22 protein-coding genes are annotated in these 26,732 nt (G+C 74.7%); 12 read left to right on the forward strand and 10 right to left on the reverse strand.

Annotated elements, in window-relative coordinates:
* Positions 1-61 precede the first annotated feature (61 nt).
* The 3 genes from IW256_RS17735 to IW256_RS17745 all read right to left on the reverse strand — a co-directional run bounded on the left by IW256_RS17735 (position 62) and on the right by IW256_RS17745 (position 3,193).
* Entirely contained in the window at positions 62-1,297 is a 1,236-nt protein-coding gene (locus IW256_RS17735) for an isochorismate synthase (RefSeq protein WP_197012047.1), read from the reverse strand.
* 350 nt (positions 1,298-1,647) lie between these two features.
* A complete protein-coding gene (locus IW256_RS17740; RefSeq protein ID WP_197012048.1) occupies positions 1,648-2,244 on the reverse strand; it encodes a biotin transporter BioY in 597 nt (198 codons plus the stop codon).
* Positions 2,245-2,461: 217 nt separating this feature from the next.
* Positions 2,462-3,193: a spermidine synthase family protein gene (locus IW256_RS17745; RefSeq protein WP_197012049.1), complete on the reverse strand. Its 732-nt coding sequence runs from the start codon at positions 3,191-3,193 to the stop codon at positions 2,462-2,464.
* A gap of 194 nt (positions 3,194-3,387) precedes the next feature.
* Here IW256_RS17745 and IW256_RS17750 point away from each other — a divergent pair, with 194 nt between their 5' ends.
* The 4 genes from IW256_RS17750 (at position 3,388) to IW256_RS17765 (ending at position 7,824) form a co-directional block, all read left to right on the forward strand.
* On the forward strand, positions 3,388-4,335 hold the full coding sequence (locus tag IW256_RS17750) for a S1C family serine protease (protein WP_197012050.1): 948 nt from the start codon (positions 3,388-3,390) through the stop codon (positions 4,333-4,335).
* Between the two features lie 336 nt (positions 4,336-4,671).
* A complete protein-coding gene (locus IW256_RS17755) occupies positions 4,672-5,220 on the forward strand; it encodes a hypothetical protein (protein WP_197012051.1) in 549 nt (182 codons plus the stop codon).
* 370 nt (positions 5,221-5,590) lie between these two features.
* The gene (locus tag IW256_RS17760) at positions 5,591-6,334 is read left to right on the forward strand and encodes a carbonic anhydrase (RefSeq protein ID WP_197012052.1); all 744 of its coding nucleotides are present in this window, start codon (positions 5,591-5,593) and stop codon (positions 6,332-6,334) included.
* Between the two features lie 20 nt (positions 6,335-6,354).
* Positions 6,355-7,824 (forward strand): SulP family inorganic anion transporter, encoded by a 1,470-nt coding sequence (locus tag IW256_RS17765; protein WP_197012053.1) that lies wholly within the window; start codon positions 6,355-6,357, stop codon positions 7,822-7,824.
* Positions 7,825-7,973: 149 nt separating this feature from the next.
* On the opposite strand, the gene IW256_RS17770 is transcribed toward IW256_RS17765, so the two are convergent.
* Positions 7,974-8,357 carry a DoxX family protein gene (locus IW256_RS17770; RefSeq protein ID WP_197012054.1) on the reverse strand — a complete coding sequence of 128 codons (384 nt, stop codon included), beginning with the start codon at positions 8,355-8,357 and terminating at the stop codon, positions 7,974-7,976.
* Positions 8,358-8,647: 290 nt separating this feature from the next.
* On the opposite strand from IW256_RS17770, the gene IW256_RS17775 reads away from it, so the two are divergent.
* Positions 8,648-9,139 (forward strand): nuclear transport factor 2 family protein, encoded by a 492-nt coding sequence (locus tag IW256_RS17775; RefSeq protein ID WP_231403826.1) that lies wholly within the window; start codon positions 8,648-8,650, stop codon positions 9,137-9,139.
* 115 nt (positions 9,140-9,254) lie between these two features.
* Here IW256_RS17775 and IW256_RS17780 read toward each other — a convergent pair whose 3' ends face one another.
* Entirely contained in the window at positions 9,255-10,022 is a 768-nt protein-coding gene (locus tag IW256_RS17780) for an SDR family NAD(P)-dependent oxidoreductase (RefSeq protein WP_197012056.1), read from the reverse strand.
* 325 nt (positions 10,023-10,347) lie between these two features.
* Entirely contained in the window at positions 10,348-11,364 is a 1,017-nt protein-coding gene (locus IW256_RS17790; protein ID WP_197012057.1) for a zinc-dependent alcohol dehydrogenase family protein, read from the reverse strand.
* 250 nt (positions 11,365-11,614) lie between these two features.
* Between IW256_RS17790 and IW256_RS17795 the strand changes: the two genes are divergently transcribed.
* Positions 11,615-12,502 carry a helix-turn-helix transcriptional regulator gene (locus IW256_RS17795; RefSeq protein ID WP_197012058.1) on the forward strand — a complete coding sequence of 296 codons (888 nt, stop codon included), beginning with the start codon at positions 11,615-11,617 and terminating at the stop codon, positions 12,500-12,502.
* 143 nt (positions 12,503-12,645) lie between these two features.
* On the forward strand, positions 12,646-13,194 hold the full coding sequence (locus IW256_RS17800) for a pyridoxamine 5'-phosphate oxidase family protein (RefSeq protein WP_197012059.1): 549 nt from the start codon (positions 12,646-12,648) through the stop codon (positions 13,192-13,194).
* Between the two features lie 176 nt (positions 13,195-13,370).
* Here IW256_RS17800 and IW256_RS17805 read toward each other — a convergent pair whose 3' ends face one another.
* Positions 13,371-14,420 (reverse strand): GlxA family transcriptional regulator, encoded by a 1,050-nt coding sequence (locus IW256_RS17805; RefSeq protein ID WP_197012060.1) that lies wholly within the window; start codon positions 14,418-14,420, stop codon positions 13,371-13,373.
* A gap of 151 nt (positions 14,421-14,571) precedes the next feature.
* Here IW256_RS17805 and IW256_RS17810 point away from each other — a divergent pair, with 151 nt between their 5' ends.
* A complete protein-coding gene (locus IW256_RS17810; protein WP_197012061.1) occupies positions 14,572-15,387 on the forward strand; it encodes an NAD(P)H-dependent oxidoreductase in 816 nt (271 codons plus the stop codon).
* Here IW256_RS17810 and IW256_RS17815 read toward each other — a convergent pair.
* The gene (locus IW256_RS17815) at positions 15,354-16,007 is read right to left on the reverse strand and encodes a TetR/AcrR family transcriptional regulator (RefSeq protein ID WP_197012062.1); all 654 of its coding nucleotides are present in this window, start codon (positions 16,005-16,007) and stop codon (positions 15,354-15,356) included. The genes IW256_RS17810 and IW256_RS17815 overlap by 34 nt on opposite strands.
* Before the next feature lie 370 nt (positions 16,008-16,377).
* Between IW256_RS17815 and IW256_RS17820 the strand changes: the two genes are divergently transcribed.
* From IW256_RS17820 to IW256_RS17835, 4 genes are all read left to right on the forward strand, one after another.
* Positions 16,378-18,642 (forward strand): MMPL family transporter, encoded by a 2,265-nt coding sequence (locus IW256_RS17820; RefSeq protein WP_197012063.1) that lies wholly within the window; start codon positions 16,378-16,380, stop codon positions 18,640-18,642.
* Positions 18,643-18,925: 283 nt separating this feature from the next.
* Positions 18,926-20,545 (forward strand): glycoside hydrolase family 10-like protein, encoded by a 1,620-nt coding sequence (locus IW256_RS17825; protein ID WP_197012064.1) that lies wholly within the window; start codon positions 18,926-18,928, stop codon positions 20,543-20,545.
* 56 nt (positions 20,546-20,601) lie between these two features.
* The gene (locus tag IW256_RS17830; RefSeq protein WP_197012065.1) at positions 20,602-20,802 is read left to right on the forward strand and encodes a DUF3040 domain-containing protein; all 201 of its coding nucleotides are present in this window, start codon (positions 20,602-20,604) and stop codon (positions 20,800-20,802) included.
* Positions 20,803-21,553: 751 nt separating this feature from the next.
* Positions 21,554-22,147, forward strand: coding sequence for an ATP-binding protein (locus IW256_RS17835; protein ID WP_197012066.1), 594 nt, complete (start codon positions 21,554-21,556; stop codon positions 22,145-22,147).
* A 167-nt stretch (positions 22,148-22,314) separates the two neighbouring features.
* Here IW256_RS17835 and IW256_RS17840 read toward each other — a convergent pair whose 3' ends face one another.
* On the reverse strand, positions 22,315-23,454 hold the full coding sequence (locus IW256_RS17840; protein WP_197012067.1) for a helix-turn-helix transcriptional regulator: 1,140 nt from the start codon (positions 23,452-23,454) through the stop codon (positions 22,315-22,317).
* A gap of 184 nt (positions 23,455-23,638) precedes the next feature.
* Positions 23,639-26,689 (reverse strand): hypothetical protein, encoded by a 3,051-nt coding sequence (locus tag IW256_RS17845; RefSeq protein ID WP_197012068.1) that lies wholly within the window; start codon positions 26,687-26,689, stop codon positions 23,639-23,641.
* Positions 26,690-26,732 lie beyond the last annotated feature (43 nt).

The raw sequence follows: 26,732 nt of genomic DNA on the forward strand, positions 1-26,732 counted from the left end.
GTTTATCGCCGCCGGCGGTGTGTGCCGGGCGGGGTGACCGGTCGGTCTTCGAGTGTGCCGGTCAGCCTTCGAGGGCGTATTGCATGGCGCGGAACTTGCTCTGTGCTTCGGCGAGTTCGGCGGCGGGGTCGGAGTCGGCGACGATGCCGCAGCCGGCGAAGAGGCGTGCGTGGGTGCCCTCGATCTGGGCGCAGCGCAGGGCGATGCCCCATTCGCCGTCGCCGCGGGAGTCGATCCATCCGACGGGGCCGGCGTAGCGGCCGCGGTCCATGCCTTCGAGTTCGCGGATGAGCTGGAGCGCGGTGGTGGTGGGGGTGCCGCAGACGGCGGGGGTGGGGTGGAGGGCGGCGACGACGTCCAGGACGGAGCGGCGGCTGTCGAGGCGGCCGCTGACGGCGGAGGCCAGGTGCATGACGTTGGGGAGGGTGAGGAGTTCGGGCTGGTCGGGGACGGTGAGTTCGCTGCAGAGGGGGGCGAGGGCGTCGCGGACCATTTCGGCGGCGTAGGCGTGCTCCTCGCGGTCTTTGGTGGAGGCGAGGAGGGCGGCGCGGCGGGCGGTGTCGTCGGCGGGGCCGGTGCCGCGGGCGGTGGTGCCGGCCAGGACGAGGGAGGCCAGTTCGTCGCCGGTGCGGCGGATGAGGAGTTCGGGGGTGGCGCCGACGAGGCCGGCGCAGGAGAAGGTGTAGCAGGCGGGGAAGCGGGCGGCGAGCCGCTGGAGGAGGACGCGGGCGTCGATGGGCCGGGTGGCGTGGGCGTGCAGGTCGCGGGCGAGGACGACCTTGCCGAGGTGGCCGTGGCGGATGCGGTCGACGGCGGCGGCGACGGCGCGTTCCCAGGCGGGGGCGGTGAGGGCGCCGTCGCTCCAGGTCAGGCGGGTGGGTGGGGTGGGCGGGTGCAGGAGGGCGAGGGGGTCGGTGTCGTCGCCGATGGTGGTGAGCCAGGCGTGTCCGTCGCGGCGGCCGAGGATGCGGCGGGGGACGATGAGGACCGAGTCGGGTGATTTGGGGTCGAAGCCGAAGCCGCCGAAGGCGACGGGGCCGGAGCCTGGGGCCTGGACGGGGTCGTCGATGGAGGCGGCGCCGAACAGTTCGCGTAGCCAGCGGTCGGCGACGGTGAAGCGGTCGGGGCCTCCGGGCAGGTCGAGGCGGGCGGCTTCGCCCCAGCCGACGATGCCTTCGCCGTGGCGGATCCAGGCGAGGGCGGTGGGGTGGGGGAGGCGGGCGAGGAGGTCGCCGGGGTCGGGGATGTGGACGGTGCGGACGACCAGGCGGTCGGGTGCGCTCACGGCCAGGTTCACGGGTGCCACTCTACGGCAGATTTGAACCTGTTCAAACCTGTGTGCCGTGAGGGTCGTGCCACATCGCCGGGCACTGGTGCCGGGCTGCGGCGGACCGTGGCGCCGCGGCTACCGGGTGGTCGTGCCGGGGGCCGGTGCCGGTCGGGCGCGGGGTTCGGGTGCTCGCTGCGGTGGCATGCCCGTACGGGCCCGGCGCACACATGCGGGGCGCGCCTTCAGGGGCAGGGGCCCGGCGGCGGGGTGGGCGTCCGCGAGGTGTGCCGGTCTTCCGCGGGCGCGGCCGGGGCCGCGCCCGCGGGCCGGGGCTCGGGGCCTGGGGGCCTGGGGGCCGGGGTCTGGGGGCCGGGGCCTCAGGCGCGGCGGTCGCCGCGGCGGCCGGCCAGCTTCCAGGCGGCCGGCAGGAGCGCCGCGGCCAGCAGCACCTTCAGCGCGTCACCGGCCAGGAACGGGATGACGCCCAGGTCCAGGGCCTTGCCCAGGTCCACTCCGAGCGAGGCCATCAGGTAAGGGACGCCGGCCGCGTACATGATGGCGGTGCCCACCAGCATGGTCCCGACCGTGCGCAGGGGGGTGCGGTCGCCGCCGCGTTCGGCCAGGCGGCCCACGACCGCGGCGGCCACGACGAAGCCGATCACGTATCCCAGCGTGGGGAGGCCGGGGCCGGATCCGCCGTCGACGAACCACGGGACGCCCGCCAGCCCGGCGGCCAGGTAGAGCAGCATGCCGAGCGCGGCGCGGTTCCAGCCCAGGGCGGCGCCGGCCAGCAGTACCGCGAAGGTCTGCCCGGTGACCGGGACGGGGGTGCCGGGGAGCGGCACGGCGATCTGGGCGGCCAGTCCGACGAAGAGGGCCGAGCCGGCGACCAGCGCGGTGTCGCGGGCCAGGGCGCCGGGGAGCAGGTCGCCCAGGACGGCGCTGCGCCGCCGGGCTGCGTGGACGGTAGCCACAAGTCCCTCCAAAAGTGTTGTGTCAGGCCGAAACCTAGCGAATGGGGCGTGGTGGGGGCGGACGCGGGTCGCCAGATTCGGGGCCCTGGGTTTTGTCGGCTTCACGCAGTGACGGCCGTTGCGAGGCACGCGCCGGGTGGGCGGGGCGGGGCTGGACCGGCTGGACCAACTGGCTCGGCTGGACGGGCTGGACGGGCGAAGGTTGCCGGTTGCCGCGCTAGGGGGAGGTGGCCCGGTCCCCTTGGGCGAGGTAGACCATGTCGGGTTCGCCGCGCGGCACCGGGACCGGGTGGGCGCGTACCCGTGCGAACCGCCGGCGCAGCAGCGTCTCGAAGGCGGGGGCGGCTCCCGCGCTCCAGACCGCCAGCACGCCGCGTTCCGTCAGGCGCCTGCGGAGCAGGGCGAGTCCGTCCTCGCCGTACAGGCGGGCGTTGCCGGGGGTGACGGTCCATTCGGGTCCGTTGTCGATGTCCAGGCACACCATGTCGAACGTGTCGTGGGGGTGGTCGCGCGGCCCGGTGGCCGCCGGTGCGGAGGCGGGGGTGGGCGTGGCCAGCCATTCCACCAGGTCGCCGCGTTCGACGGTGACGCGCGGGTCGTCGAGGGCGCCGCCGGAGAAGGGGGCCAGTGGTCCGGCGTGCCAGGCGATCACGGCGGGTTCGCGTTCGATCACCGTGACCTGGGCCACGGCCGGTGTCCGGATGGCCTCGGCCAGGGAGAAGCCCACGCCCAGGCCGCCGATCAGGACCCGGACCGGCGCGTGGAGTCCCTCGGCGGCGGCGCGGACCAGCAGCCGTTCGGACTCGCCGTTGCGGGTGTCCATGAGGAAGACCCCGTTGCTGATGATCTCGTAGTGGCCGCCGGGTGCCCGGCGCAGGACCAGTTCGCCGCCCTGTCCCTGGGCGCGTTCGACGACGACCGGTTCCTGGTGCGATCCCGGTAGCAGCATGGTCCGACTCTAACGAGGGGCGGCCGTCTGGGAGCGCTGTTGATGATCAGTGCGGTGGGGGTGTCGTGTTCGCCGGGCGCCCACGGGATCGCGCAGGGGCGCGCGGGAGCGCCGGGGAGTGCGGGGGAGCGCGCCGGGAAGGACTCTGCACTTTCACGTGTTGATGTGTAAGCATGTAATCATCGGGAGGTGCGATGGTCTCCGACTCCGGCGAGCCGCCCCTGGACGCCTACTCGCGCGTGGTGTCGGCGGTGGCCCGCGAACTCACCCCGCGCGTGGCCGGCCTGCGCGTCCGGCACGCGGGACGGGAGGGGGCCGGGTCGGCGGTGACGTTCACCGCCGACGGGTTCCTGCTCACCAACGCCCACGTCGTCGGCGGCGCCCGCACCGGGCAGGCCGCCTTCGCCGACGGCACCACCACCACGTTCACCGTCGTGGGCACCGACCCCCTGTCGGACCTGGCGGTGGTGCGCGCCGACGGCGACACCCCAGGCCCGGTCTCGCTCGGCGACAGCGACCGGCTGGTCACCGGGCAGCTGGTCGTCGCCGTCGGCAACCCCCTGGGCCTGGCCGGCTCGGTCACCGCCGGCGTGGTCAGCGCGCTGGGCCGTTCCCTGCCGGTCCGCAGCGGCGCCGCCGCCCGGGTGATCGAGGACGTCATCCAGACCGACGCCGCCCTCAACCCCGGCAACTCCGGCGGCGCGCTGGCCGACTCGTCCGGCCGTGTCGTGGGCGTCAGCACCGCCGTCGCCGGGATCGGGCTCGGGCTGGCGGTGCCCGTGAACGCCACCACGCGCCGCATCATCGGCGCGCTCATGCGCGACGGCCGGGTCCGGCGCGCCTACCTGGGGCTGGTCGCCGCGCCCGTGCCGGTCCCCGCCGCCCTGCGCGGCCGGCTCGGGCAGCCCGAGGCGCTGCGGGTGGCCGAGGTGGTGCCGGGCAGCCCCGCCGACCGGGCCGGGCTGCGCCCCGGCGACCTGGTCCTGACCGCCGGCGGGACCCCGGTCAGCCACGCCCAGAGCCTGCAGCGGCTGATGTTCGCCGAGGCGATCGGACGCCCCCTGCAGATCACCGTCCTGCGCAACGGCGCGATGGTCGACGTGATCGCCGAACCCGTCGAACTCGACTCCGAGCGCGCCTGACCCCGCACCGCCCGCCGGGAGCGTGCTGCGCCGCCACCTCCGCCGTGCGGCGCACGCGCGCCCGGTCACCGCCCGCCGTCGACACGCTCCGCGAGTCACGCTCTAACCGCCGGGACGGCGGGACGCCGCCCTTGGTATGGGCACTGAACGTGACATGGTCATGACGTTGTGGTGAGTGTTATTTCGCATGCTGTTGCACGCAAAGCAATACCACCGTAACGCAGCGCCCTCTATCCTGATCAACGAGATCGGCCACCGGATCGAACGGGCCGATCGCCGGGGGCGTATGCCGAGGTTCGCCCACCGGTCGTGACACCACAGCCACGGGGGGTGAGCGTGAACCGGCTCCAGGAGCCTCGGTGCACCGCGCTCACCGGGCTTGCCGCGGCCCGCGGCACCGGCCTCCCCAGCGGCCTTTTCGTCAGGCTCCTCCGCGGCCTCCGCGCCCGCCTCCGGGCCGTCCTCCGGGCCGGCCTCACCGGCGGCCTGGCCTCGATCATCCGCTTCACCCGGCTGGCGGTGACCTGCACCCTCGGCGCCTGCCTGCTGCTGACCCTGGGCGCCGCCGTCCCCGCCGAACTCGGCCCCGGGCACGGCCCCGTCCTGCCCGCCGTCACGGCGGCACCCGCATCCGCCGCCACCACCGCCGCCTGCCAGGAACGCGAACCCCCACGCGACGGCGTCGGCCACTCCCACCTGCGCCTGCGCTGCGCGTTCGCCGACACCCGGCCGCTCAAGACACCCGACGGCGCCGCCCAGCTCTACCTGGACCACCGCCGCGCCCGCGCCGCCACCGACCCGCGCGGCCACGACGGGCGCCCCCGCGCGAACCGCATCAGGGCCGTCGGGGATACCCGCGCACTCCTGCAGGTCCTTCGCTGCTGAGGGCGCCGCCCCACCCGGCCACGCCCGCGCCGCCGGCACCACATCGCCCGACGGCCGCCCGGTCGGCCGCCGCGGCACGCGTCACACCCGACGCCCCACCAGCCCGTCCCCGACCCCGCATCCGGCGCCGCACACGCGCCCGGACGGGACGCCGGGCCCGGCACGCGCCCCGAACGCGCGCCCCGCGCCCGCGACCACGCCAGGGGACGCCGGCACCCGCCACGGCCGCGACCGACCACCCGCCATCAACCGACGGCCACCGGCCGGCACGGGCAGGCACGGGCCGCCACGGATCCGACCACTCACCAGACCCATGTCCGCTCCATCGACGTGCCCGCCCGCTCGCGGCGCACCCTTGGAGGAATTCCGCATGCGCTCTTTCGTCGAACACGCCCGGTCGTTCCGCGCCCGCATGGCCGCCGACGGCCAGTCCCTGGCACCGCTGGCCCACGGCCAGTCACCCCTGGCACTGTTCATCACCTGCTCGGACTCACGCGTCATCCCGGCCCTCATCACCGGGGCACGCCCCGGTGAGCTGTTCGAACTGCGCACCGCCGGCGGCATCGTGCCGCACTACAACCTCGACCGGCCCTCCGGGGAGGCCGCCACCATCGAGTTCGCCGTCGAGGTGCTGTGCGTCGCCGACATCGTGGTCTGCGGGCACTCCCAGTGCGCCGCCGTCGCCGCCCGCGTCCGCGGCGACGACCTCTCACAGGTCCCCGCGATGGACGGATGGCTGACCCACGCCGCCGGCGCGCCGCGCCCGGCCCCGGCGCCCACCCCGCCAGGCACCGGCCACCACGGCACGGCGCCCCGCGACCCCGCCGCGCACACCCCGGCGACCGCGCACGACACCACCCAGGACACGGCCCAGGACGGCGCCCAGGACGGCGCCCCCGACAGTGCGGTGTACGCCGGCACATCCGCCGACCGCCACCTCACCGCCGCGATCCATGCCCACGTCCTGGCCCAGCTGGACCGCCTGCGCCACTACCCCTGCATCAGCACCCGCCTGGACCAGGGGAGGATCGGCCTGCACGGCTGGTTCTACGAAGTGCACACCGGCACCGTCCTGGCCCACCGTCCCGCCGACGGCACCTTCCTGCCGCTCTGACCAGGAACATCGGGGAAACCATGCCAGCCATCACCTGGCGGCGCGACATCGCCGCCTCCTTCGTCGTGTTCCTGGTCGCCCTGCCCCTGTGCGCGGGCGTCGCCGTCGCCTCCGGCGTACCGGCCGAACTCGGACTGATCACCGGAATCGTCGGCGGCCTGGTCGCCGGCAGCCTGCCCGGCAGCAGCCTGCAGGTCAGCGGCCCCGCGGCCGGGATGACCGTGCTGGTCTTCGAGGCCGTCCAGCGCCACGGAGCCGCCGCGCTGGGCGTCCTGGTCCTGGCCGCCGGGCTCCTGCAGCTCCTGCTGGGCGCCCTGCGCCTGGGCCGCTGGTTCCGCGCCATCTCCGTCGCCGTCGTCGAGGGCATGCTCGCCGGGATCGGGCTGACCATCATCGCCGGCCAGCTGTACGCGATGGCCGGGGTCGACGCCCCCGGCTCCGGGCTCGCCAAACTCGCCGGGCTGCCCGACCTGATCACCCGGGCCGCCGCCTCACCCGCAGCCCTGGCCTCCCTGGGCCTGGGCGCCGCCACCATCGCCGTCCTGATGCTGTGGCCGCGGCTGCCCGCCCGGCTGCGCGTCGTCCCCGGCCCGCTGGCCGCCGTCGCCCTGGCCACCGCCGCCGTCCCCGCCCTGGGCCTGCCCGTCGAGCGCCTCCAGGTCCAGGGGCTGCTCGCCGCCATCCGGCCACCCGGCCTGGACGACCTGGCACCCCTGGCCGAACTGGCCGGGATCGGCACCATCGTCGCGTTCGCTCTCATCGCCTCGGCCGAAAGCCTGTTCAGCGCCGCGGCCGTGGACCGCATGCACGAAGGCCCCCGGACCGACTACGACAAGGAACTCATGGCCCAGGGCGCCGGCAACACCGTCTGCGGTGCCCTGGGCGCCCTGCCCATGACCGCCGTGATCGTACGCAGCTCCGCCAACGTCCAGGCGGGCGCGCAGACCAAGGCGGCGCGCATCCTGCACGGCCTGTGGCTGCTGCTGTTCGCCGCGCTGGTGCCCGCCGCCCTGGGGCTGATCCCGCTGGCCGCGCTCGCCGGCGTCCTGGTGCACGCCGGCTGGAAACTGCTGCCCCTGCGGCACCTGCCGCCGCTGTGGCGCAGGCACCGCGGCGAGGCGATCATCCTGGTCGCCACCGCCGTCGCGGTCGTCGCGCTCAACCTGTTCGAGGGCGTGCTGCTGGGGCTGCTGCTGGCCGTCCTGAAGATCGCCTGGGAGACCTCCCACGTCCACGTGGAGGTCACCGACGACGGTGAGGGCCCCGTGCACGTCGCCGTGATCGGCAACGCCACGTTCCTGCGGCTGCCCACGATGCTCGACACCCTCGAGGCGCTGCCCCGCGACCGGCCCATCGAACTGGACCTCGGCGGGCTGCGCCACCTCGACCACGCCTGCCGCACGGCACTGACCACCTGGGCCGACAGGCACAACGAGGAGGGCACCGCCGCGGTGTCCATCCCGCCCGGCCTGGTCGGCGCGGGCACCTGACCCACCGCCCGCGACAACGCGGCACGGCCCGCGCGGCGGGCGCCGGAGCCACCCCGGCGTCCACGCCCGCCGCGCGGGCCCCTGGGGCGCCCGTGCCCGTGGCCGGGCGGCGGGCGCGGGCCGCGGCCGAACCCGGGGGAGTGCGCGGCTCAGCCGGTGAAGGACTCGGGACCGAAGCGGCCCCAGGCGATGAACGCCGCGACCAGGAGATAGACCAGGTTCAGCACCACGAGCATGGACTCGCCGCGCCGGCCGTGCGTGACCATCGCACCGACCATCAGCAGGACCCAGCACAGGGCGGTCACCGGTACCAGAACCGGTGCGACATCGACCACGGCGGGCAGGATCAACCCCACCGCGGCCAGGATCTCAAGGACTCCGAGGGTCTTGACGAAGCCGACACCGGCGCTCTGGGTCCATCCGCCGCCATGGGCCGCGGCCAGTTTCTCCTTGGGCACGAACGTCTTGGTGATGCCGCCGGTCAGGGCCACCACCGCCAGCAGCCCGGTGCACCACCACAGGGCGAGGTTCATGACAACTCTCCTAGGAAGGTCATGGGCGAACCCGGTCGCGCAGCAGAGCCTCGACCAAATCCCCAAAAAAAGGGGGCCGGGGGAACGCCTCGCGAGGCTTCGCCTTCCCACACAAGGCGCCGCTGCCGCGAGCTGTGTGACGGCTCGGACGTGTGACGTGCACCATAGGCGCGGGCGTGCCGTTCACGGGACGTCCACGCCGCCCGACCGCGCGAACTCCAGGTCGGTTTCCCGCCAGTGGCCGCCGTCTGCGATCGCGATGCTGTTCCCGTTGAGAAAAGGGGACGATGATGACGCAGCACATCGCGGCGGACGCCTGGTCGGTCATGCAGAAGTTCTACGCCGCCGAGGCCGCCTACGTGGCGGCCGGTGGATACGGCAAGGCCGACTACCGGGAGGTCGCCGCCCACCTCGACCCGGACGTGGTGCTGCACCAGGCTCCGGGACTGCCGTTCACCGGCAGCGGGCAATGGCGCGGACACGAGGGCATGGAACGCTTCCTGGCGGCCTTCGCGCAGGTCTGGGAGTCGATGGAGTTCCTCGACCAGCAGCACTGGGGCGACCACGACACCGTCGTGGTGAGCAACCGGGTGCGTTTCCGCGCCCGAGCCACCGGACGCGAGGTCCAAGCGCACATCGTCCAGCTCATCACCGTCCGCGACGGGCGAATGCTCGAATGCCGCCCGTTCTACTGGGACCCCGGCGCGATCACCGCCGCCTGCCACGACGGCCCCGCTCGCACCGACCGCATCACTGACCGCACCACTGACCGCACCACGTAGAGCCCACGGCACAGGCGTGTCGGCCCGCGAGAACGCCGGGTACAACGCCGGGTACAGAGGCGCGATCGGGCATCGGCCGGCCGGTGACGTCAGCGAGGACGGCACACCCCGGCTGTCATTGGGCGGTGTAGCCGCCGTCGACGGGCAGGGCGACGCCGGTGACGTAGCCGGCGCCCGGGCTGCACAGCCACAGCACGGCCTGGGCGATCTCCTCGGCGGTGCCGAGCCGGCCGATGGCCTGGCCCGCTTCGGCCTGGGCGCGGTCGAGCTCTCCGCCTGCGACCATGCTGTCGACCATGGGGGTGCTGATCGTGCCGGGGCAGACGGCGTTGATGCGGACGCCGCGCCGGCCGTATTCGAGGGCGGCGCTCCTGGTCAGGCCGATGACGCCGTGCTTGGAGGCGTGGTAGGCGGCGCGGCCGGGGTTGCCGACCAGACCGCCCAGGGAGGAGCAGTTGACGATGGCTCCGCTGCCCTGGGCGCGCATGTGGCGCAGTTCGTGCTTCATGCTCGCCCAGATGCCGCGCAGGTTGACGGCCTGGACGCGGTCGAACTGGCCGGCGTCCTCGTCGGCGGCGTCGGTGGGCGGAACCATGATGCCGGCGTTGTTATAGGCCATGTCGAGCCGCCCGAAGGTCTCCACGGTGCGGTCGACGGCGGCGGCGACCTGGTCTTCGTCGGTGACGTCGCAGACCAGAGCAAGGGCCTGGTGGCCGGCGTCGGCGAGTTCCTTCGTGGCCTGCTCGACGGCGCCCGCGTTGATGTCGGCGAGGCCGACGGCGGCGCCGGAGGCCGCGAAGGCGCGGGCGGCGGCCAGGCCCATGCCGGAGGATGCGCCCGTGACGAAGGCGACCTGGCCGGTGAAGTCGTAGGTGGGGTTCATGAGGTGTCTCTCCTGACGAATGTGGGCGCCGCGGGCCTGGGTAGACCGGGTCAGGGGACCGGTCTGGACGGTGATGCGCTCGGCCTTGGCGAGCTGGCCGGCGGCGATCTCGTTCCTTCCAATCGTGCGGCGTCGCGCTCGCGGCGCGGGACTAGGCGGTGGCCGGGGCGGCGGCGTACTCGGCGATGTAGACCTCGCCGGTGAACCAGTCCGCGGGGCCTTTGACGGTGTCGATCGAGCTTCGCGTGATCTGCATGGTCGTTCCCTGTCTGTGTGGGCGTCGTGGGGTGAGCCGGCGGGGCCGTGCGCGGGTGCGCGGGCGGGGTCAGGGCTGGAGGAGGGCCTTGATGGCGCGGCGCTCGTCCATCGCCCGGTAGCCCTCGGCGACCTGGTCCAGGGGAAGGGTGAGGTCGAAGACCTCTCCCGGGTCGATCGCGCCGGTCAGGACGCGGTCGATCAGGTCGGGCAGGTAGCGGCGCACGGGAGCGGGGCCGCCGCGCAGGCCGACGTGGGAGAAGAACAGCTCCTGCCCGTCGACCGTCACGTCGTGGGGGACTCCGACGAAGCCGACGTTGCCGCCCGGCCGCGCCGAGTGCAGGGCTTGGCGCGTCGCCTCGGGAGTGCCGACGCATTCCAGCACGCTGTCGGCGCCGATCCCGCCGGTCAGCTCCTTGATCCGGGACACACCCTCCTCGCCGCGCTCGGTGACGATGTCGGTCGCGCCGAACCGGCGGGCGAGCCTCTGCCGGGGCTCGTGCCGGGACATGGCGATGATCTGCTGCGCGCCCATCTCCTTGGCCGCGATCACCGCGCACAGGCCGACCGCGCCGTCGCCGACGACCACGACGGTGGAGCCGGGCTCGACCTCGGCGGCGTCGGCGGCCCACCAGCCGGTGCCCATCACGTCGGAGACGGCCAGCAGCCCGGGCCAGAGCCGCCGGTCGGGGATGTCGCCGGTGGCCACGAGCGTGCCCTGCGCGTTGGGGATGCGGACGTAGTCGGCCTGGCAGGTGCTCATGAACTCGCGGTTCAGGCAGCTCGACGGGAAGCCGTTACGGCAGTTGGCGCAGGTGTTGTCCGAGGTCGCGAACGACCCGACGACGAACTGCCCCGGCTTCACCGAGGTCACCTCGGACCCGACCTCCTCCACGAAGCCGACGTACTCGTGGCCCATCGGATGCGCCGCGCCGGTCGGCTCCGCGCCGCGGTAGGGCCACAGGTCCGAGCCGCACACGCAGGTCACCGCGGTGCGGATGATCGCGTCGGTGGGGTGAAGGATCTTCGGGTCGTCCAGGGTCTCCAGACGGATGTCGCCGGGGGCGTGGATCACTGCTCCGCGCATGAGGAGTTCCTTTGCTTTCACGGGCGTCCCCGCAGCAGGTACGGGCGGCGTCGGGTGCAGATGTGTGCCCGGAGCGGCCTGTGGCGGTCCACCGGGCCGGGCGTGGGGGCCCTTCCGTGACCGTGTTCACCTGCGGAAGGAGCACCACGCCTTCCAGGTAACCGCTTCTCGGCGCCCGCAGCCAGGCACCGTCAAGGGGTGTACTGGCAGTACATCCCTGGGGCCGCGGTCAGCACGTAACGTCGGGGGTGTGGACAACCGTGAAGAGGTCCGCGAGTTCCTGACCTCGCGGCGCGCGAAGATCGCCCCCGAGGAGGCCGGGCTCCCGGCCGGTTCCCGGCGCAGGGTGCCGGGGCTGCGCCGCAGCGAGGTCGCGGCCCTGGCCGACATGAGCGTCGAGTACTACGCCAAGCTCGAACGCGGGAACCTCGCCGGCGTCTCCCCGGCCGTCCTGGAAGCCCTCGCCCGCGCCCTGCGGCTCGATGACGCCGAACGTGCGCACCTGCTGAACCTGGCCCAGGCCGCCGACGGCTCCGACGCCCTCACCCGTCCCCGCCGCCGGCGCACCAGCAGGGAGCAGTGGAAGCCGCACCGCAGCCTGCAGTGGACCCTGGACGCCGTCACGGCGGGGCCGGCGTTCGTCCGCAACGGCCGCATGGACATCCTCGCCGCCAACCAGCTCGCCCGCGCCTTCTACGCCGACGTCTACGCCACGCCCGGTAACCAGGCGAACCTGGCCCGCTTCAACTTCCTCGACCCCGCCTCCCACCGCTTCTACCCCGACTGGGACCAGGCCGCCGACATGGCCGTCGCCATCCTGCGCACCGAAGCGGGCCGCAACCCTCACGACAAGGATCTGCACGACCTCGTCGGCGAGCTCTCCACCCGCAGCCAGGAGTTCCGCACCCGCTGGGGCGCCCACAACGTCCGCCACCACGGCACCGGCATCAAACGCTTCCACCACCGGGTCGTCGGCGACCTCACCCTCGCCTACGAGGGCCTGGAGATGGCCGCCGAACGCGGCCTCACCCTCACCATCTACACCGCCCAGCCCGGTTCCCCTTCCGAAGAGGGCCTGCGCCTGCTCGCGTCCTGGGCCGCCACTCCTCCGACGCCCGCACCGCACTCCAGCAGGTGACCGTCTGCGGCCCGTGGGCACAAAGCCGTTGCCGGCGCGGACGACGGCGGCGTCCATGTCGAGAGCGCGCGATCGGCTCCGTCCCACTCGTGAACGCGCCGGGTGGGCGCGTCGACCGGCGAGGGAGATGGACCGGAATGGACATGGACCGCCAAGACGTCACCGAGACGCTGGCCAAGCCGATCTCACGGGAGCTGCTGGGGTCGTCGATCCCCGCACGGCTGGGCTACATCGGCGTTGACGGTGCGCCCCGGGCGATTCCGATCGGGTTCCACTGGACCGGCGAGCAGGTGGTCATGGCCACCGTGCCGGAAGCGGCGAAGGTCCGCGCACTGCGGCGGAACCCCAGGGTGGCCCTCACCATCGACACCCAGGACCAGTGGCCGCCGCGAGCGCTGCTGATCCGTGGCGCGGCGCGGGTCGAACCGGTCGACGGCGTGCCGGACCCCTACATCCAAGCGTCCCGGAAGGTGATCCCGGCCGCGCACTTCGAGGACTGGGAGCAGGGCGTGCGGGCGCTGTACGACCAGATGGTCCTCATCACCGTCGAGCCGGACTGGGCGAAGCTGCTGGACTTCGAGACCACCCTTCCCCAAGCCGTCGAGGACCTGGTGCGGGCACGGCAGGGCGCAGCCGACACCGGCGGACGGGGCACGGCCAGCAGCGGGATGTCGCCGGATCCGGCCGCCTGAGGCCAAGCGGCCGCGGCCCCGGGGGCCGCCGCCGGCATCGGCCGCTCAGCACGACCGCAGCGATCAGGCCCGTGGCCGGGTGGACCGCACACAGGCTCGTGGGCGTCGCGGGCACCCGCCAGACCCGCCCGGCCGGCCCGCGGCGTCACCGCGCCGGCTGACCGGCGCACCCCGCCTCACACACCACCCGGCCCGACCGGGGCGCCCGGGACCTCCCGGGCCCCGGCGGCGCTGCCGGGGCCGCCGGACACTCCCCGCGCCCGGGCGGCCGAGGGGCCGCGGAAGACGGTGCGGTAGGCGGTGGGGGAGACCCCCACCGCCGCCCGCAGATGCTGACGCAGCGACGCGCCCGTCCCGAAACCGGCCTCGGCCGCGACCCGGTCGACCGGCAGATCGGTCTCCTCCAGCAGCCACCGCGCCCGCTCCACGCGCTGCCGGGCCAGCCACCTGCCCGGTGACATGCCCACCTCCTCGCGGAACCGGCGGGTGAAGGTCCGCACGCTCATCGACTCGCGCGCCGCCAGCTCCCGCAACGTCAGCGGCCGGTCCAGGCGCCCCAGCGCCCACGCCCGCGCCGCGCCCGTCGACGACGCCCCCGGCTCGGCCACCGGCCGCGGCACGAACTGCGCCTGCCCGCCCTCCCGGTGCGGCGGGACCACCGTGCGGCGCGCCACCTCACCGGCCACCGCCGCGCCGTGATCGGAGCGGATCATGTGCAGGCACAGGTCGATCCCCGCCGCCTCACCCGCCGAGGTCAGCACCGGGCCGTCCTCGGTGTAGAGGACGTCGGGATCCAGATCCACACCGGGGAACAGTTCCCGGAACCGCGCGCACGACCTCCAGTGCGTGGTCGCCCGCCGCCCCTCCAGCAGCCCGGCCGCCGCGAGCACGAACGCGCCGGTGCAGATCGAGGCGATCCGGGTGCCCGGCGCGATCGCCTCCAGCGCGGCCGCCACCGGCCCGCCGAGCCGCGCCGAGCGCTCGTCCTGCTCGTGGGAGGCCGGCACGATCACCGTCCCGGCCGTGGCCAGCGCTTCGGGGCCGTGCTCGACCAGGACCGTGAAATCGGCGTCGGTGCGTACCGGGCCCGGCTCGGGAGCGCACGTGACCACCTCGTACAGAGGCGCGCCGCCTCCCGCCGCCACGGCCTGCCCGAACAGCTGGTGCACGATGCCCAGCTCCATCGGCAGGACCCCGTCACGGACCAGGACCGCCACCCTCATCATGGCCCGATCCTTCCAGATGATGGCCATCAGGCCACTCGTGAGGTGTGCGACACCACCGGCAGGATCACTTCATGAACGGTGCCGGCCGGGCCGCGGGGCCAGGTGGCGGCAGGAGACGGCAAGACGGCAGGAGACGGGAGGTACGACGGCCATGAACGTGTTGTGGGTCTTCGCCCACCCCGAGCAGCGCTCGATGAACGGCGCGCTGCGCCGGGAGGGGCTGCGCGCCCTGGACGACATGGGCCACCGGGTCCGGCAGTCCGACCTGTACGCGATGGGCTGGGACCCCGTGGTCCGTGCCGCCGACTACGGTCACGACCCGCGCGAGCGGCTGCTGGTCGGCGCGGTGTCGCAGCACGCCCACGCCACCGGAGGGCTGAGCGAGGACATCCGCGGCGAGCACGACAAGATCGCCTGGGCGGACGCGCTGGTGCTGCAGTTCCCGCTGTGGTGGTTCGGGATGCCCGCCATTCTCAAGGGCTGGTTCGACCGCGTCTTCGTCCAGGGATTCGCCTTCGGTCTCAAGGACGCCGAGGGACGCACGCTGCGTTACGGTGACGGCGGCCTGACCGGCAAACGTGCCATGGTCGTGGTGACCGCCGGGGCCCGCGCCTCGGGGCTGCGGGGCCGCGGCGTTCACGGCGATATGGAGGAACTGCTGTTCCCGCTGCATCACGGCACCCTGTGGTACACGGGGATGTCGGTCCTGCCGCCCCTGGTCGTGCCGGGCGCCGACCGCCTGGACGGTGCCCGTTTCGGTGACTGGGCCGCGTGCCTGCGCGAGCGGCTGCGCGGGCTCGGGACCGACGAGCCCATCGCGTTCCGCCGCGAACTCGGCGGCGACTACGACGGCGACCTGGTCCTGCGGCCCCACCTGGCCCCCGGCCGCGAGGGCCTGGCGGTCCACCGGCGGCGCGGTCCGGTGCCGCAGGGTCAGGAGCCCTGCCGCTCCAGCGGTTCCAGATAGCCCCGCAGCACCTTCTTCACCTCGACGATGACCGCGGCGCGTTCGTCGCCCTCGGCCGCGGTCACCATCGGCACCATCGCCTGGAACAGCTGGATCAGCACCCGGGCCGAACGGTTCCGCGCGCCGGGCGCCAGGCCCGGCGCGCGGGCCTCCAGCACCGCCTCCACCCGGCCCAGCAGCGCCGCCTGGATCGGCCGGGCCGCGGCGGCCAGTCCCGGCGGCATGTCCGGCCGGGCGAACAGCGCCTTGAAGCCGGGGTTGGCGATGTTGAACGCGATGATCGGATCCAGCATCCGGTCGATCATCTCCGCGGCCGGCAGCCCGCTCATGTCCGCCGACTCGAACGCCTCCCGGTGGGCCCGGCGCATCTGCTCCACGAACCGGTCGGCCAGCGCCTGCGCGATCGCCTCCTTGTTGGCGAAGAACTGGTACAGCGAGCCGGGGGAGATGCCCGCCGCCGCGGCGATCCGGTTGGTGGTGGCGGCCTCGTACCCGGACTCGGCGAACACCCGCGCCGCCGCGTCCAGGATCTCGGCCATCCGCCGCTCGCCGCGCGCCTGCCGCCGCCGAGGCGGCCGCGCCTGCCCGGACGCCTGCCCGGACGCCTGGTCGGTCCCCATGGCTTCGCCCCCCTTCGCGATCGACGGCCTCCAGGAGTATTGCAAATGCGAGCAAACACTCGTATTCTCGGCCGCGATCGAACACGAGTCAATGCTCGCATAAATGGCGCGTCCAGGGGGAAGCATGTCCGCACGGCCCCGCTCACCACGAACCCGCTCACCACGAGCCGGCACACCCGGCCCCCAAGAACCGGACCTCAAAGGACCGGGAACCCGAGGGCGACGAACCCGAACACCCGACGCCGCAGAGCCGCACCAGGGCCCCGACCCCACCGGCACCGGCGCGGACCCGGCCGCCGTCCGGCACCACCGCCTGGGACGGTTCATCGCCCGCCGCGCCCGGTGGATCGTCACCGCCGGCCTGGCCGTCATGATCCTGTCCGGCGCCGTCGGCGCCGGAACGCTCGACGCCCTCTCCCTCAACCGCTTCGAGGCCCCCGGCTCCGAATCCATGGCCGCCCGCGACGCCCTGGCCCGCGACCACGCCACCGGCAGCCCCAACCTCGCGCTCCTGGTCACCGCCAGGCAAGGCACCGTGGACGCCCCCCGCGTCGCCGCCGCCGGCCGCGCCCTCACCGCGGAACTGGCCGCCCGCGGCGGCGTCACCGACGCCTGGTCCTACTGGACCCGCGGCGCCCCCGCCACCCTGCGCAGCGACGACGCCCGCCACGCCCTCGTCCTGGCCCACCTCCCCGGAGACGCCGACCGCGTCCGCCGCGACCTGCTGCCCGACCTGGCCGCCGACCTCACCCGCGACACCGCCGACATCACCGTCACCGTCGGCGGCGGCGACGAGGTCTTCCGCCAGGTCATGCAGCAGGCCCGCCGCGACTTCCTGCGCGCCGAACTCATCGTGCTGCCCGGCGTCCTGCTCCTGCTGTGGGCGGTCTACCGCAGGATCGGCGCCGCCCTGGTCACCGTCGGGATCGGGCTGCTGGCCGTCCTGGGCTCCCTGGCGATCCTGCGCGGCGTCACCGCCTTCACCGAGATCTCCACCTTCGCCTCCAACATCGCCCTGGTCATGGGCATCGGCCTCGGCGTCGACTACGGCCTGTTCGTCACCTTCCGCTTCCGCGAGGAACTGCGCCGCGGCCTGCCCGTCCCCGACGCCGTCGCCCGCACCGTCCGCGGCGCCGGACGCACCGTGCTGTTCAGCGGCATCACCGTCGCCGCCTCCCTGTCGGTCCTGCTGGCCTTCCCCTTCCCCTTCCTGGCCTCCTTCGCCTACGCCGGCGTCGCCGTCGTCGTGGCCGCCGTCACCGGAGCCACCCTCCTCCTGCCCGCCGCCCTCGCCCTGCTCGGCCACCGCGTCGAACGCCGCCACCCGCCCCGGCCCGCCGCGCCCGCCACCGACCCGGCCACCGACCCGGCCACAGACCCCGCCGCCACCGGCCGGTGGTACCGCGCCGCCGTCACCGTCATGCGCCGCCCCCTCCTGCTGGGCGGCGGCGCCCTCGCCCTGGTCCTGCTGCTGGGCGCCCCGTTCCTGGGCGTACGGTTCGGGCTGCCCGACGACCGCGTCCTGAACACCTCCGCCCCCGTCCGCCAGATGTACGACCAGATCCGCGACTCCTTCCCCGTCGAGGAGGCCGACGCGCTGCACGTCGTCGCGGCAGCCGCCGACCCCGCCGCCACCGGCCCCTACGCCGCCCGGCTCTCCCGCATCCCCGGGATCGTGCGCGTCGACTCGGCGGCCGGCTCCTACACCCAGGGCCGCCAGGTCACCGCCCCGGCCGGCGCCCGCTTCACAGCGGCATCGGGCACCGGCACCCGGCTGACGGTCGTCCCGTCCTCCGACCGCCTCGACACCGACGCGATCGGACTCGTCCGGGAGGTGCGGTCGGTGCCCGCCCCCTCCAAGGTCCTGGTCGGCGGCTACCCCGCCGAACTGGCCGACTACCGCGACGGCGTCACCTCCCGGCTGCCGCTGGTGGCCGCACTGATCGTCGCGGTGACCTTCGTGGTGCTGTTCCTGATGACCGGCAGCCTGGTGGCACCGCTCAAGGCCACCGTCCTCAACATGCTCAGCCTCGCGGTGATGTTCGGCGCGCTGGTGTTCGTCTTCCAGGACGGCAACCTGTCGGGCCTGCTCGGTTTCACCCCGACCGGCACGATCGAACCCAGCATCCCCATCCTGATGTTCTGCGTCGCCTACGGCCTGTCCATGGACTACGAGGTCTTCCTCCTCGCCCGGATCAAGGAGGAGTACGACCGCACCGGCGACCCCACCGGATCGGTCGCGCTCGGCATCGCCCGCAGCGCTCCGCTGGTCACCGCCGCGGCCCTCATCCTGGCCGCGTCCTTCGCCGCCTACGCCACCGGCCGGGTGGTGTTCCTCCAGCAACTGGGCATCGGCATGGCCCTCGCCGTGATCGTCGACGCCACCCTCATCCGCGGCGTGCTCGTCCCGGCGTTCATGCGCCTGGCCGGCCACGCCAACTGGTGGGCACCGGCCCCGCTGCGCCGCCTGCACCACCGCATCGGCCTCAACGAGGACTCCTCCACGCGACCGCACCCAACCCCGCACCCGGGACCAGCCCACTACCCGGGATCACCCCTGCGACCGGGACCGACCGGAGCCGAGACCAGCCAGGACGGCGTGACCCGGACGCCGTCTGACCTGGACGCCGTCTAACTCGGGGGCGAGCGTCGCGGGCCTCCTGCCTGGACGGGCAAGGCGGCCCGCGACGCCCCGGTCAGATCACGGTGCTCGCCCCATGACGCCCCATGACGCCCCATGGCGCCCCGCGGATGACCACCGCGGCTGGTGGTGACGGGTGGACGGCGCGTCGCGGTGGGCCGCGATGGCCACCACCACGGCGCCCGTCCCGTCCCGCTGTGTCCAGACCGCAACGCGGCGCGCCGACGCCCCCGTAACGGCCCGAGCATCGCAACGGATGCGTAACAATGGCTCGCCTATGACATGGCGTGCGGGGATCTTCAGCAGAACGGCCGTCGCGGCGGTGGCCGCCGGCGCACTGACGGCGTGCCTGCCGGCCAGCGGCAGCGAGGACGACGACAAGGCGGCGGTGCCCCCGGGCGCCAAGGCCGAATGCCCGGCGATCAAGGCGCCCGGCGACTCACCCGCCCGCCAGGTGCGCGGCATGTGGATCGCCACCGTCGGCGGCATCGACTGGCCCAAGGCCTCCGCCAAGACCGTCCAGCGGCAGCAGGCCGACTTCCGCAAGCTGCTCGACACCGCCAAGGCGATGAACCTCAACGCCGTGTTCGTGCAGATCAGGCCCAACTCCGACGCCTTTTACCCCTCCCCCTACGAACCGTGGTCGCAGTGGATCACCGGGACCCCCGGCAAGGACCCCGGCTACGACGTGCTGGGGTTCATGCTCAAGGAGGCCCACGCCCGCAACCTGGAGTTCCACGCCTGGTTCAACCCTTACCGCATCAGCCGCCAGGCCGACCTGAAGAAACTGGCCCCCGGCAGCCCCGCCCGCAAGCACCCCGACTGGGTCCGCAAGTACGGCAAGGGCCTGTGGTACGACCCTGGCCTGCCGCAGGTGCGCGACCTGGCCACCAAGGCCGTCATGGACGTCGTCCGCAAGTACGACATCGACGCGGTGCACTTCGACGACTACTTCTACCCCTATCCCGAGGGCGGCGCCGACTACCCCGACCAGGCCACCTACAAGACCTACGGCAAGGGCATGAAGAAGGCCGACTGGCGCCGCCAGAACGTCGACGTCCTGGTGCGCGGCCTCTCGGAGAAGATCCGCGAGGCCAAGCCCTGGGTGCAGTTCGGCATCAGCCCGTTCGGGGTGTGGCGCAACAAGAGCACCGACCCCGCCGGGTCCCCCACCCGCGCGCTGCAGAGCTACGACGACCAGTACGCCGACACCCGCAAGTGGATCAAGGAAGGCTGGGTGGACTACATCACCCCCCAGCTGTACTGGGCCGTGGGCGACCCCCGCGCCGACTACGCCGGGCTGGTCAAGTGGTGGGCCGACCTGGTCGAGGGGACCGGGGTGCAGCTGACCATCGGGCAGGCCGCCTACCGCGTCGGCGAGAACGCCGCCTGGCGCAAACCCGGCGAGCTGTCCCGGCACCTGACCCTCAACCGGCGCCACCCCGCCGTACGCGGCGACGTCTACTTCAGCGCCGCCAGCCTGGCCGCCAACAAGCGCGGCTTCGCCCGCGCCCTGTTCGACGACCACTACTCCCGCCCCGCCATCCCGCCCGCCGTCAAGACCGGCGGCGCCAAGGGCGGCGGCGCCAAGGGCGGCGGGCGCGCCCCCGTCCCCATCCAGGACCTGCGGGCCCGCGCCGACGGCAAGGGCGTACGGGTGCAGTGGCGGCCCTCGCGCGACGCCACGGCCTACGCCGTCTACCGGGTGGAGGGCAAGAAGGCCCGCTGCGCCCGCGTGGACCCCGGCTCGCTGGTGGCCACCGTCCGCGGCGGCGGCGTCATCGACCCCGGCGCCAAGCCCGGCAAGACCTACACCTACTACGTCACCGCGCTGGACCGCACGCACCACGAAAGCGCCCCGGGACGCGGCGCGACGGTTACCGCCGCCGGGGGATAACGATCTTGGTGCCGGGGGAGGAACCAGTCACGTGAACGCCCCCCGGAGGTATGAGCATGGCGCTGTCGATGGAGGAGCAGCGGATCCTCGCGCAGATCGAGGTCCACCTGAGCGAGGACGACCCTCGGCTGGCCCATCGCTTCTCAAGGCTCGAGCGGACGCGGCGCCGGAACCGGCCCCGGGTCATCGCGGCCGTGGTGCTCGCCGTGCTCGCCGTGACGGCGATCGCCGCGGCGGCCGCCGCCGCGTTCTCCTGACGGCCCCGCCCCTGCCGAACCCCTGAGAAAACCGGAAACACGCAGGGGCCCGGCGAGAACCACTGGTTCTCGCCGGGCCCCTGCGTTAAGGCCGGTGTGGTGGTCGCCTCACGGCGAAAGGCACAACGAAGCTCCGGCCCGGACCGTACGGCCCGGCGGTATTCCTCGAAGGCGAAGGGTAGAGCCCGGGGGACACATGCCACACCGACACCAACCACCATAACGGCATCCGGGGAGTGCCCATTCCACATCTAGGCTCTGTTTCAAAGTCCCGGCCCACGGCGCTCGCCTGGCGGCTCGCGCCTGACCGGGCCTGGGCGAGCGCGGCATCGCTTCGCGATCTGCCAGGTGAGGCTCGCCTCCGGCATCGCCCCACCCGGCAGCCAACGCGCTCGCGCGGTGGCTGAGGCCACTTCGAGACACGCCCTAGCCGTGTGTCTTCGATCACCTGTCCCCGGAGTGAGACCCCTCTGCGCCCGTGCACCCCTCCCACCCCGGGCACGTCCACTTTGGTAGAGGACGCGGGGATTCGTTCGGGCCCCGTTCCGGATCGGCGCCGGCGGCCCCGCACGGGCGCCGCCGGCCGGCCGCGGAGAACGCCGGCGGCGGGGCACCTCACCGCCACCGGCACGGGGAACTCCCGGTCCGGCCAGATCTGCGAGCGGGCCCCTATCACCGGCGGCATGCCGGGGAACACCCCCGATGACCGCTTCGGCCCGCGGGAACGCGGAGAAGGTGAGGAGACGGGGCAGTGAGTGCCAAGGGGCTCGAAACCGAGCGACGGGGGCGGCACGAGGAACGGGTCGCCTGCTGGGACCTGGCCGCCGAGACCACCAGCGTCGCGACGGCGCGCACCCTCACCGCCGAGGCGCTGCGCCGCTGGCGGGTCGGCGACCGCGACGACGTGGACGACATCGTGCTCATGGTCGACGAACTGGTCACCAACGCGGTCGTGCACGGCCACGGGCGGGTCCGGCTGCGGCTGTGCCTGCACGGCGCGCGCCACGGCCCGCGGCTCACCGCCGAGGTCGGCGACGGCAATCCCACCGCGCCCGGCCCGCCCGGCCCCGGGCCCGAGATCCTGTGGTGGGCCGAGGGCGGCCGCGGCCTGCTGCTGGTGGGAGCCCTGGCCTCGGCCTTCGGAACCCGGCCGCAGGGCGGGGGCAAGACGGTCTGGTTCTCCCGCGACCTGCGCGCCGTGAACGGTCACCCGCCCGGCGGCGCGGCCCCCACCGGCGGGCCCGGCGGCGGATCCGCCGCCGGCCCGGCCCCCTCCGCCGACGCGCCCGGCATGCCCGGTGCCGCGGGCGCGGCGGCCGGCGCCGGCCCCCTCGCCTCCCGCTGACGGCCACCCGCCGCATCACCGCTCACCGCAACTGCTCACCCGGCCCTGCTCACCCGGCCCGGCACCCGCCCACCGCGCGGGGCCGCCGGTGATCGGTCCCCGCGCCGCACGCCGCGCCGCGCCGCTCCGGGGGACGGGTGGCAGGGGCAGATCGCGCCCGCGCGACCTCACCGGTGCAAAGGACACCGTTCGGCCGGCCAGACCCCCTCACCGTCCCACTCCCGGCCCTCCTCCACGACGTCCCCGGCCGTCCCGGGCTCCTCGGTGAGACGGTCCAGATGCCACTCGATGTGCGCCAGCGGACCCCGCCACCCCGCCAGCAGATCGGCCAGCGGGCGCGCCGGGCCCGGCCGCCCCGACCGGCTCGGCTCGGGAAACGACCGCTCCCACAGCACCTCATCGGCCCCCGCGCACCAGTGCCCCGCCGCCTCCAGCACCTCCTGCAGATCCCGGGCCAGCTCACCGAGCGAACGCCACGCCATCGCGTCCTGGATCATGCGCTCCCGGACCTCATGGGGCAGCACACCCTCGAACTCCGGCGGGAAATCGGGCCGGCGCCCTTCCGGCACCGGCGCCGCCCCCGTCGCCTCCGCCCGCACCGCCGCCACCTGCCAGCGCGTCCACTCCGCCAGATGCCCCAGCACGGCGCGCAACGCCGCGGCGCCCTCCCCCTCCTCCCGCGCCCGCGCGGTCGCCTCGCCCAGCCGGGCCCGCACGTGCCGCAGGCGATCCAGCGTCCAGGCCCGCGCCCGGGCCGCCCCCGCCGGCCCCCGCCGGCCTCGATCCGAGGGAGCACGCGGCAGCGGCACCCGCAGCGCCGCCAGCAGATCGTCCAGCTCCCGCGCCCCCGCGGCCCGCCCCGACAGGTAGGCCGCGCCGACACGCTCCAGCCGGAACAGCCGCGGCCCGTCACGCATCCGGCACCACCCCACCAGATACTCCGCATACGGGGCCAGGACCAGCCCGTGCGCCTCCACGTCACGGAAACTGCGGCGCCCCGACCGGTCGGTATAGGCCAGCCGCACCACCCTGCGGGTGCGGACCGCCTCGGCGAGGGTGTCGCGGACGGACCCCATCAGCGAACCGACCTCCGACAACGGCGCCGGTGAGGCAGGAGGGGGAAGGCTGTGACCGCGCCCGCGTTCCAGGCGTACGGGCAGCCCGCCGTGGGTGAGAAGCTCCAGGTCACGGCGGACGGTGCGTTCACTCACCCGCAGGCGCCCGGCCAGGGTGGCGGCCGTCAGTGGCTCGGGGGCGGCGGCGCGCAGCTCGGCCACGAGGGCGAGCAGCCGGTCCACGCGTTCCACGCCCTCATGGTGCCCGCCGACACCGGCATTGTTCAGGCCCTCGCGGGCCTTACTTTCACAACGCCGCGGAGAGATCACCTGACGGCACAGCGACCCCGGCCCCGGCCCCGCCCGGGGGCGCCGGCCGCCGGTGGGCAGCGGGCCGCGGACGGGCCGCGCGGGAACACCGGCGGCCCGGCGCCGTTCACGACAGCTCGGCGGCGATCCCCTCGAAGTCGTCGGGGGTGAGCGCGAGCATGGTGGCGTTCCCGATCGCCTGGGTCGCCTCGGCCCGCCCCAGGCGGCGGGTGGCGGCGCGGTCGAGGTAGGCCTCGATCAGCCGCGCCCCCGTCAGCCGTCCCAGCGGACGCAGCACCGCCAGGTCGCGGTCCACCACCCGCCAGGCATCGGCCTCCACGCGCAGGCGCCTCTCCTCGGCCAGCAACGCCAGCAGCGCATGGCGCACCCGCGGCTCCGACAGGTCCGGCAGCCGCACGGCGCGCAGATCGGTCACCAGCTCGGGAGAGGCGGCCGACAGCTCACCGACGCGTTCGGGCTCGCAGGTGCCCAGCAGCGCGGTGTCGCTGACACCCTCCAGCCGGGCCCGGTACAGCGTGGAGGCGAACGCCGGACCCTGCGGGTGGTCGAGGATGAGGGTCTCCAGCCCTTCCAGCAGCAGAACGTGCCCGGCGTGCTCCTCCAGCGCCGCGCGCAGCCCGTCGGGGCCCCGGTCGCGCAGCTCCTCGGCGTGCATGCCGCGCACCTCGCCGCTGGAGACCTCCACCTCCGCCAGGGCGCGGGCGACCATGCGCGCCAGCCGCCGCTGGCCGCTGGAAGGGGAGCCGATCAGCAGCAGCGCGGGGACCGAGGCGCTGGAGACCTCCTGGCCGCGCAGCCGCTGGGCCCACTTGCCGCGCCGCCGTACCTCGGTGACCACGCGTTCGATGTCGTCGGCGCCGCACAGGAAGCGGATGCCGTAGCTCTCGGCGATGTGGGGGCTGGGCCCCGGATCGGGCGCGGGCGGCAGGGGCGGCGGCGGCTCGGGCACCGGTGCGGGCGGTGGCGGCAGCGCGGGCCCGGCGCCCGCCGCGGCGGCCTCCTGGCCGATGGGGGCGGCGGGCGCGGCGGCGTCGGCTCCCGGCCACGCGGGCCGGGCGGGGGAGGTGCCCGCCGGGTCGAGCTGGGTGGCCAGCGGGTCGGGGTCCATGTGGGTGAGCGACGGGTCGGCGGGCCAGGCCGGTTCGGCCGCGGGCCGGTCCGGGTGCGGGCCGGACGGCCGGGGGGCGTCGGCCGACGGCCACACCGGCGCCGTCGGCGCGGCCGGGGGAACGGAGTGCGGGGCCGGCGGAACCGGCGGCGGGGAAGGCGGAACGGAAGGCGGCCCCGCCTGCGCCGATGGCCCCGCCTGCGCCGATGGCCCCGCCTGGGCAGGCGGCGCCGCCTGCCCGTCCGGGGACGCGGGCGCGGGGCGCTGGCCGGCCCCCTCCGGCAGCGGTGGCGGCGGTGGCGGCGGGATCCGCGGCGGCGGGGCCGCGCCGAACGGGTCGCCGCCGCCCTGCCCGCCCCGATCAGGGGTCCCCGGGGGCGCCGCCGGCGGCCCGGAGGCGGCCTGGCCCGGCAGGTCCGGGCCGAGATCTGCACCGGGACCACCGCCGGGACCGCCGCCAAGGCCGCCCTGGTCGTGCCCCGCCCGCGGGTCCAGCATCCCTTGCGGCGGCGGGGCCGGCGCGGCCTGCGGGGGAGCGGCGGGCGGGCCGGGCGGGGGCCCGGGGGAGGCGACCGGCGCCACCGGTGCGTCGGGGACGGCCGGGCCGGGCGACCGCGACTCCCGTTCGGCGGCCAGATGCGCCCGGGCGGCCTTGATGATGTCCCAGGCGCTCAGCTCGTCGGTGGAGGGCGGGGTGTGCATCGCCGGGCTGGTCAGCTCGGCCGCGATCGCCTGCGGCAGCGCGAACCCCGTCGCCGGCGGCGCGACCTGCGCCAGCCTGCACCAGGTCAGGCCCAGGGTGTAGGTGGTGGCCAGCAGCGCCGCCAGCGCGTCGGCGTCGCTGGTGCGCAGCGTGTCGGGAAGGCGGCCCTCGCGCGGCCACAGGTCGCGCAGCGGGTGGGCGGCGTCGGTCAGCACCGCCTGCAGGGTGCGGGCGCTGTCGGGGTCGAGCCAGCGCTGCAGCGCCGCCAGCGCGTGCGGCGCGCCCTGCAGGTCGGCGGCCAGCACGGCCACGCCGGCGCGGCGGACCTCGTCGTGCGGGCGGCCGCCGGTGACCTGCCGCGGCCCGGCCAGGGCCGCCACCATCTGCTGCAGGTCGTACAGCGCCAGGCGCAGGTACTCGCCGGGCGCGGCGTCGCGGACCATCGGGGTGGCGTACTCGGCGGGGCAGCGGCGCCGCCACTCCTGCAGCACCGCGGCCGGGCCGTAGCGGGCGGTGGCGATGTCCTGCTGGACCATCCGCAGCGACGCGGCGGCCACCGCGGCCAGCGCGTCGGCGCCCGGCCGGAACCGGTCGTCGCCCTGCAGGCCGGCCGCGACCTCGTACATGACCCGGGCGATGTGGGCGGCGCCGCCGGCGTCACCGGCCAGCAGCCGGTTGATGTAGTACCCGGCCAGGGTGCTGAAGTCGGGCGGCATCATCCAGTGCAGCCGCTCGGCCGGGGTGGTCAGGAACGGGATGAACGACTCGATCAGCGGGTGCTCGATCAGCACCACCGGGGACCCGGCGCACCACAGCAGCGCGCCCCAGGCGGCGGCCACGGTGCTGGGCGTGCCCGGCTGGAACATCGGGTCCTGCTGGGCGAACTGCGCCGGGTTCACCGCCCAGGCGGTGGTCAGCGCCTGCTGGATGCGCGCCACCACGGAGGTCTCGGGCACCGGGCCCAGGAACCCCAGCGAGGCGACCCGGCCGGCCGACAGGTCGGGGCCGGTGGGGAACAGCTGCGGCGGCACCGGCGGCGTCCCGGCGCCGCGCGGGGCGGGGACCACGGCGGAGCGATCGGCCGGTTCGGTGGGCGGGGGGCAGGGGTGCCAGTTCCCGTCCAGGCCGCACCGGTACCAGCGGCCCCAGGCGCCGTACAGCCACCATTCGCTGGCGCCCCACAGCATCCGCGCGGCGACCTGCTCGGCGCGCTGCTGGGGGGCGGCGGTCTGCCACCAGGGTGAGGACACCAGTTCCCGGACGTTGCCCTCGACCGCCGTGAACAGGTCACCGGCCGTCCCGCCCCCGCTTCCGCCGGGCCCCGCCCCGGCCGCCTGCCAATTCACGTGGCGAATGTTAGTCGTTCATGGCCTTTCGCCCGGCATCGAT

It is taken from the genome of Actinomadura viridis, from assembly GCF_015751755.1.
Taxonomy (GTDB): domain Bacteria; phylum Actinomycetota; class Actinomycetes; order Streptosporangiales; family Streptosporangiaceae; genus Spirillospora; species Spirillospora viridis.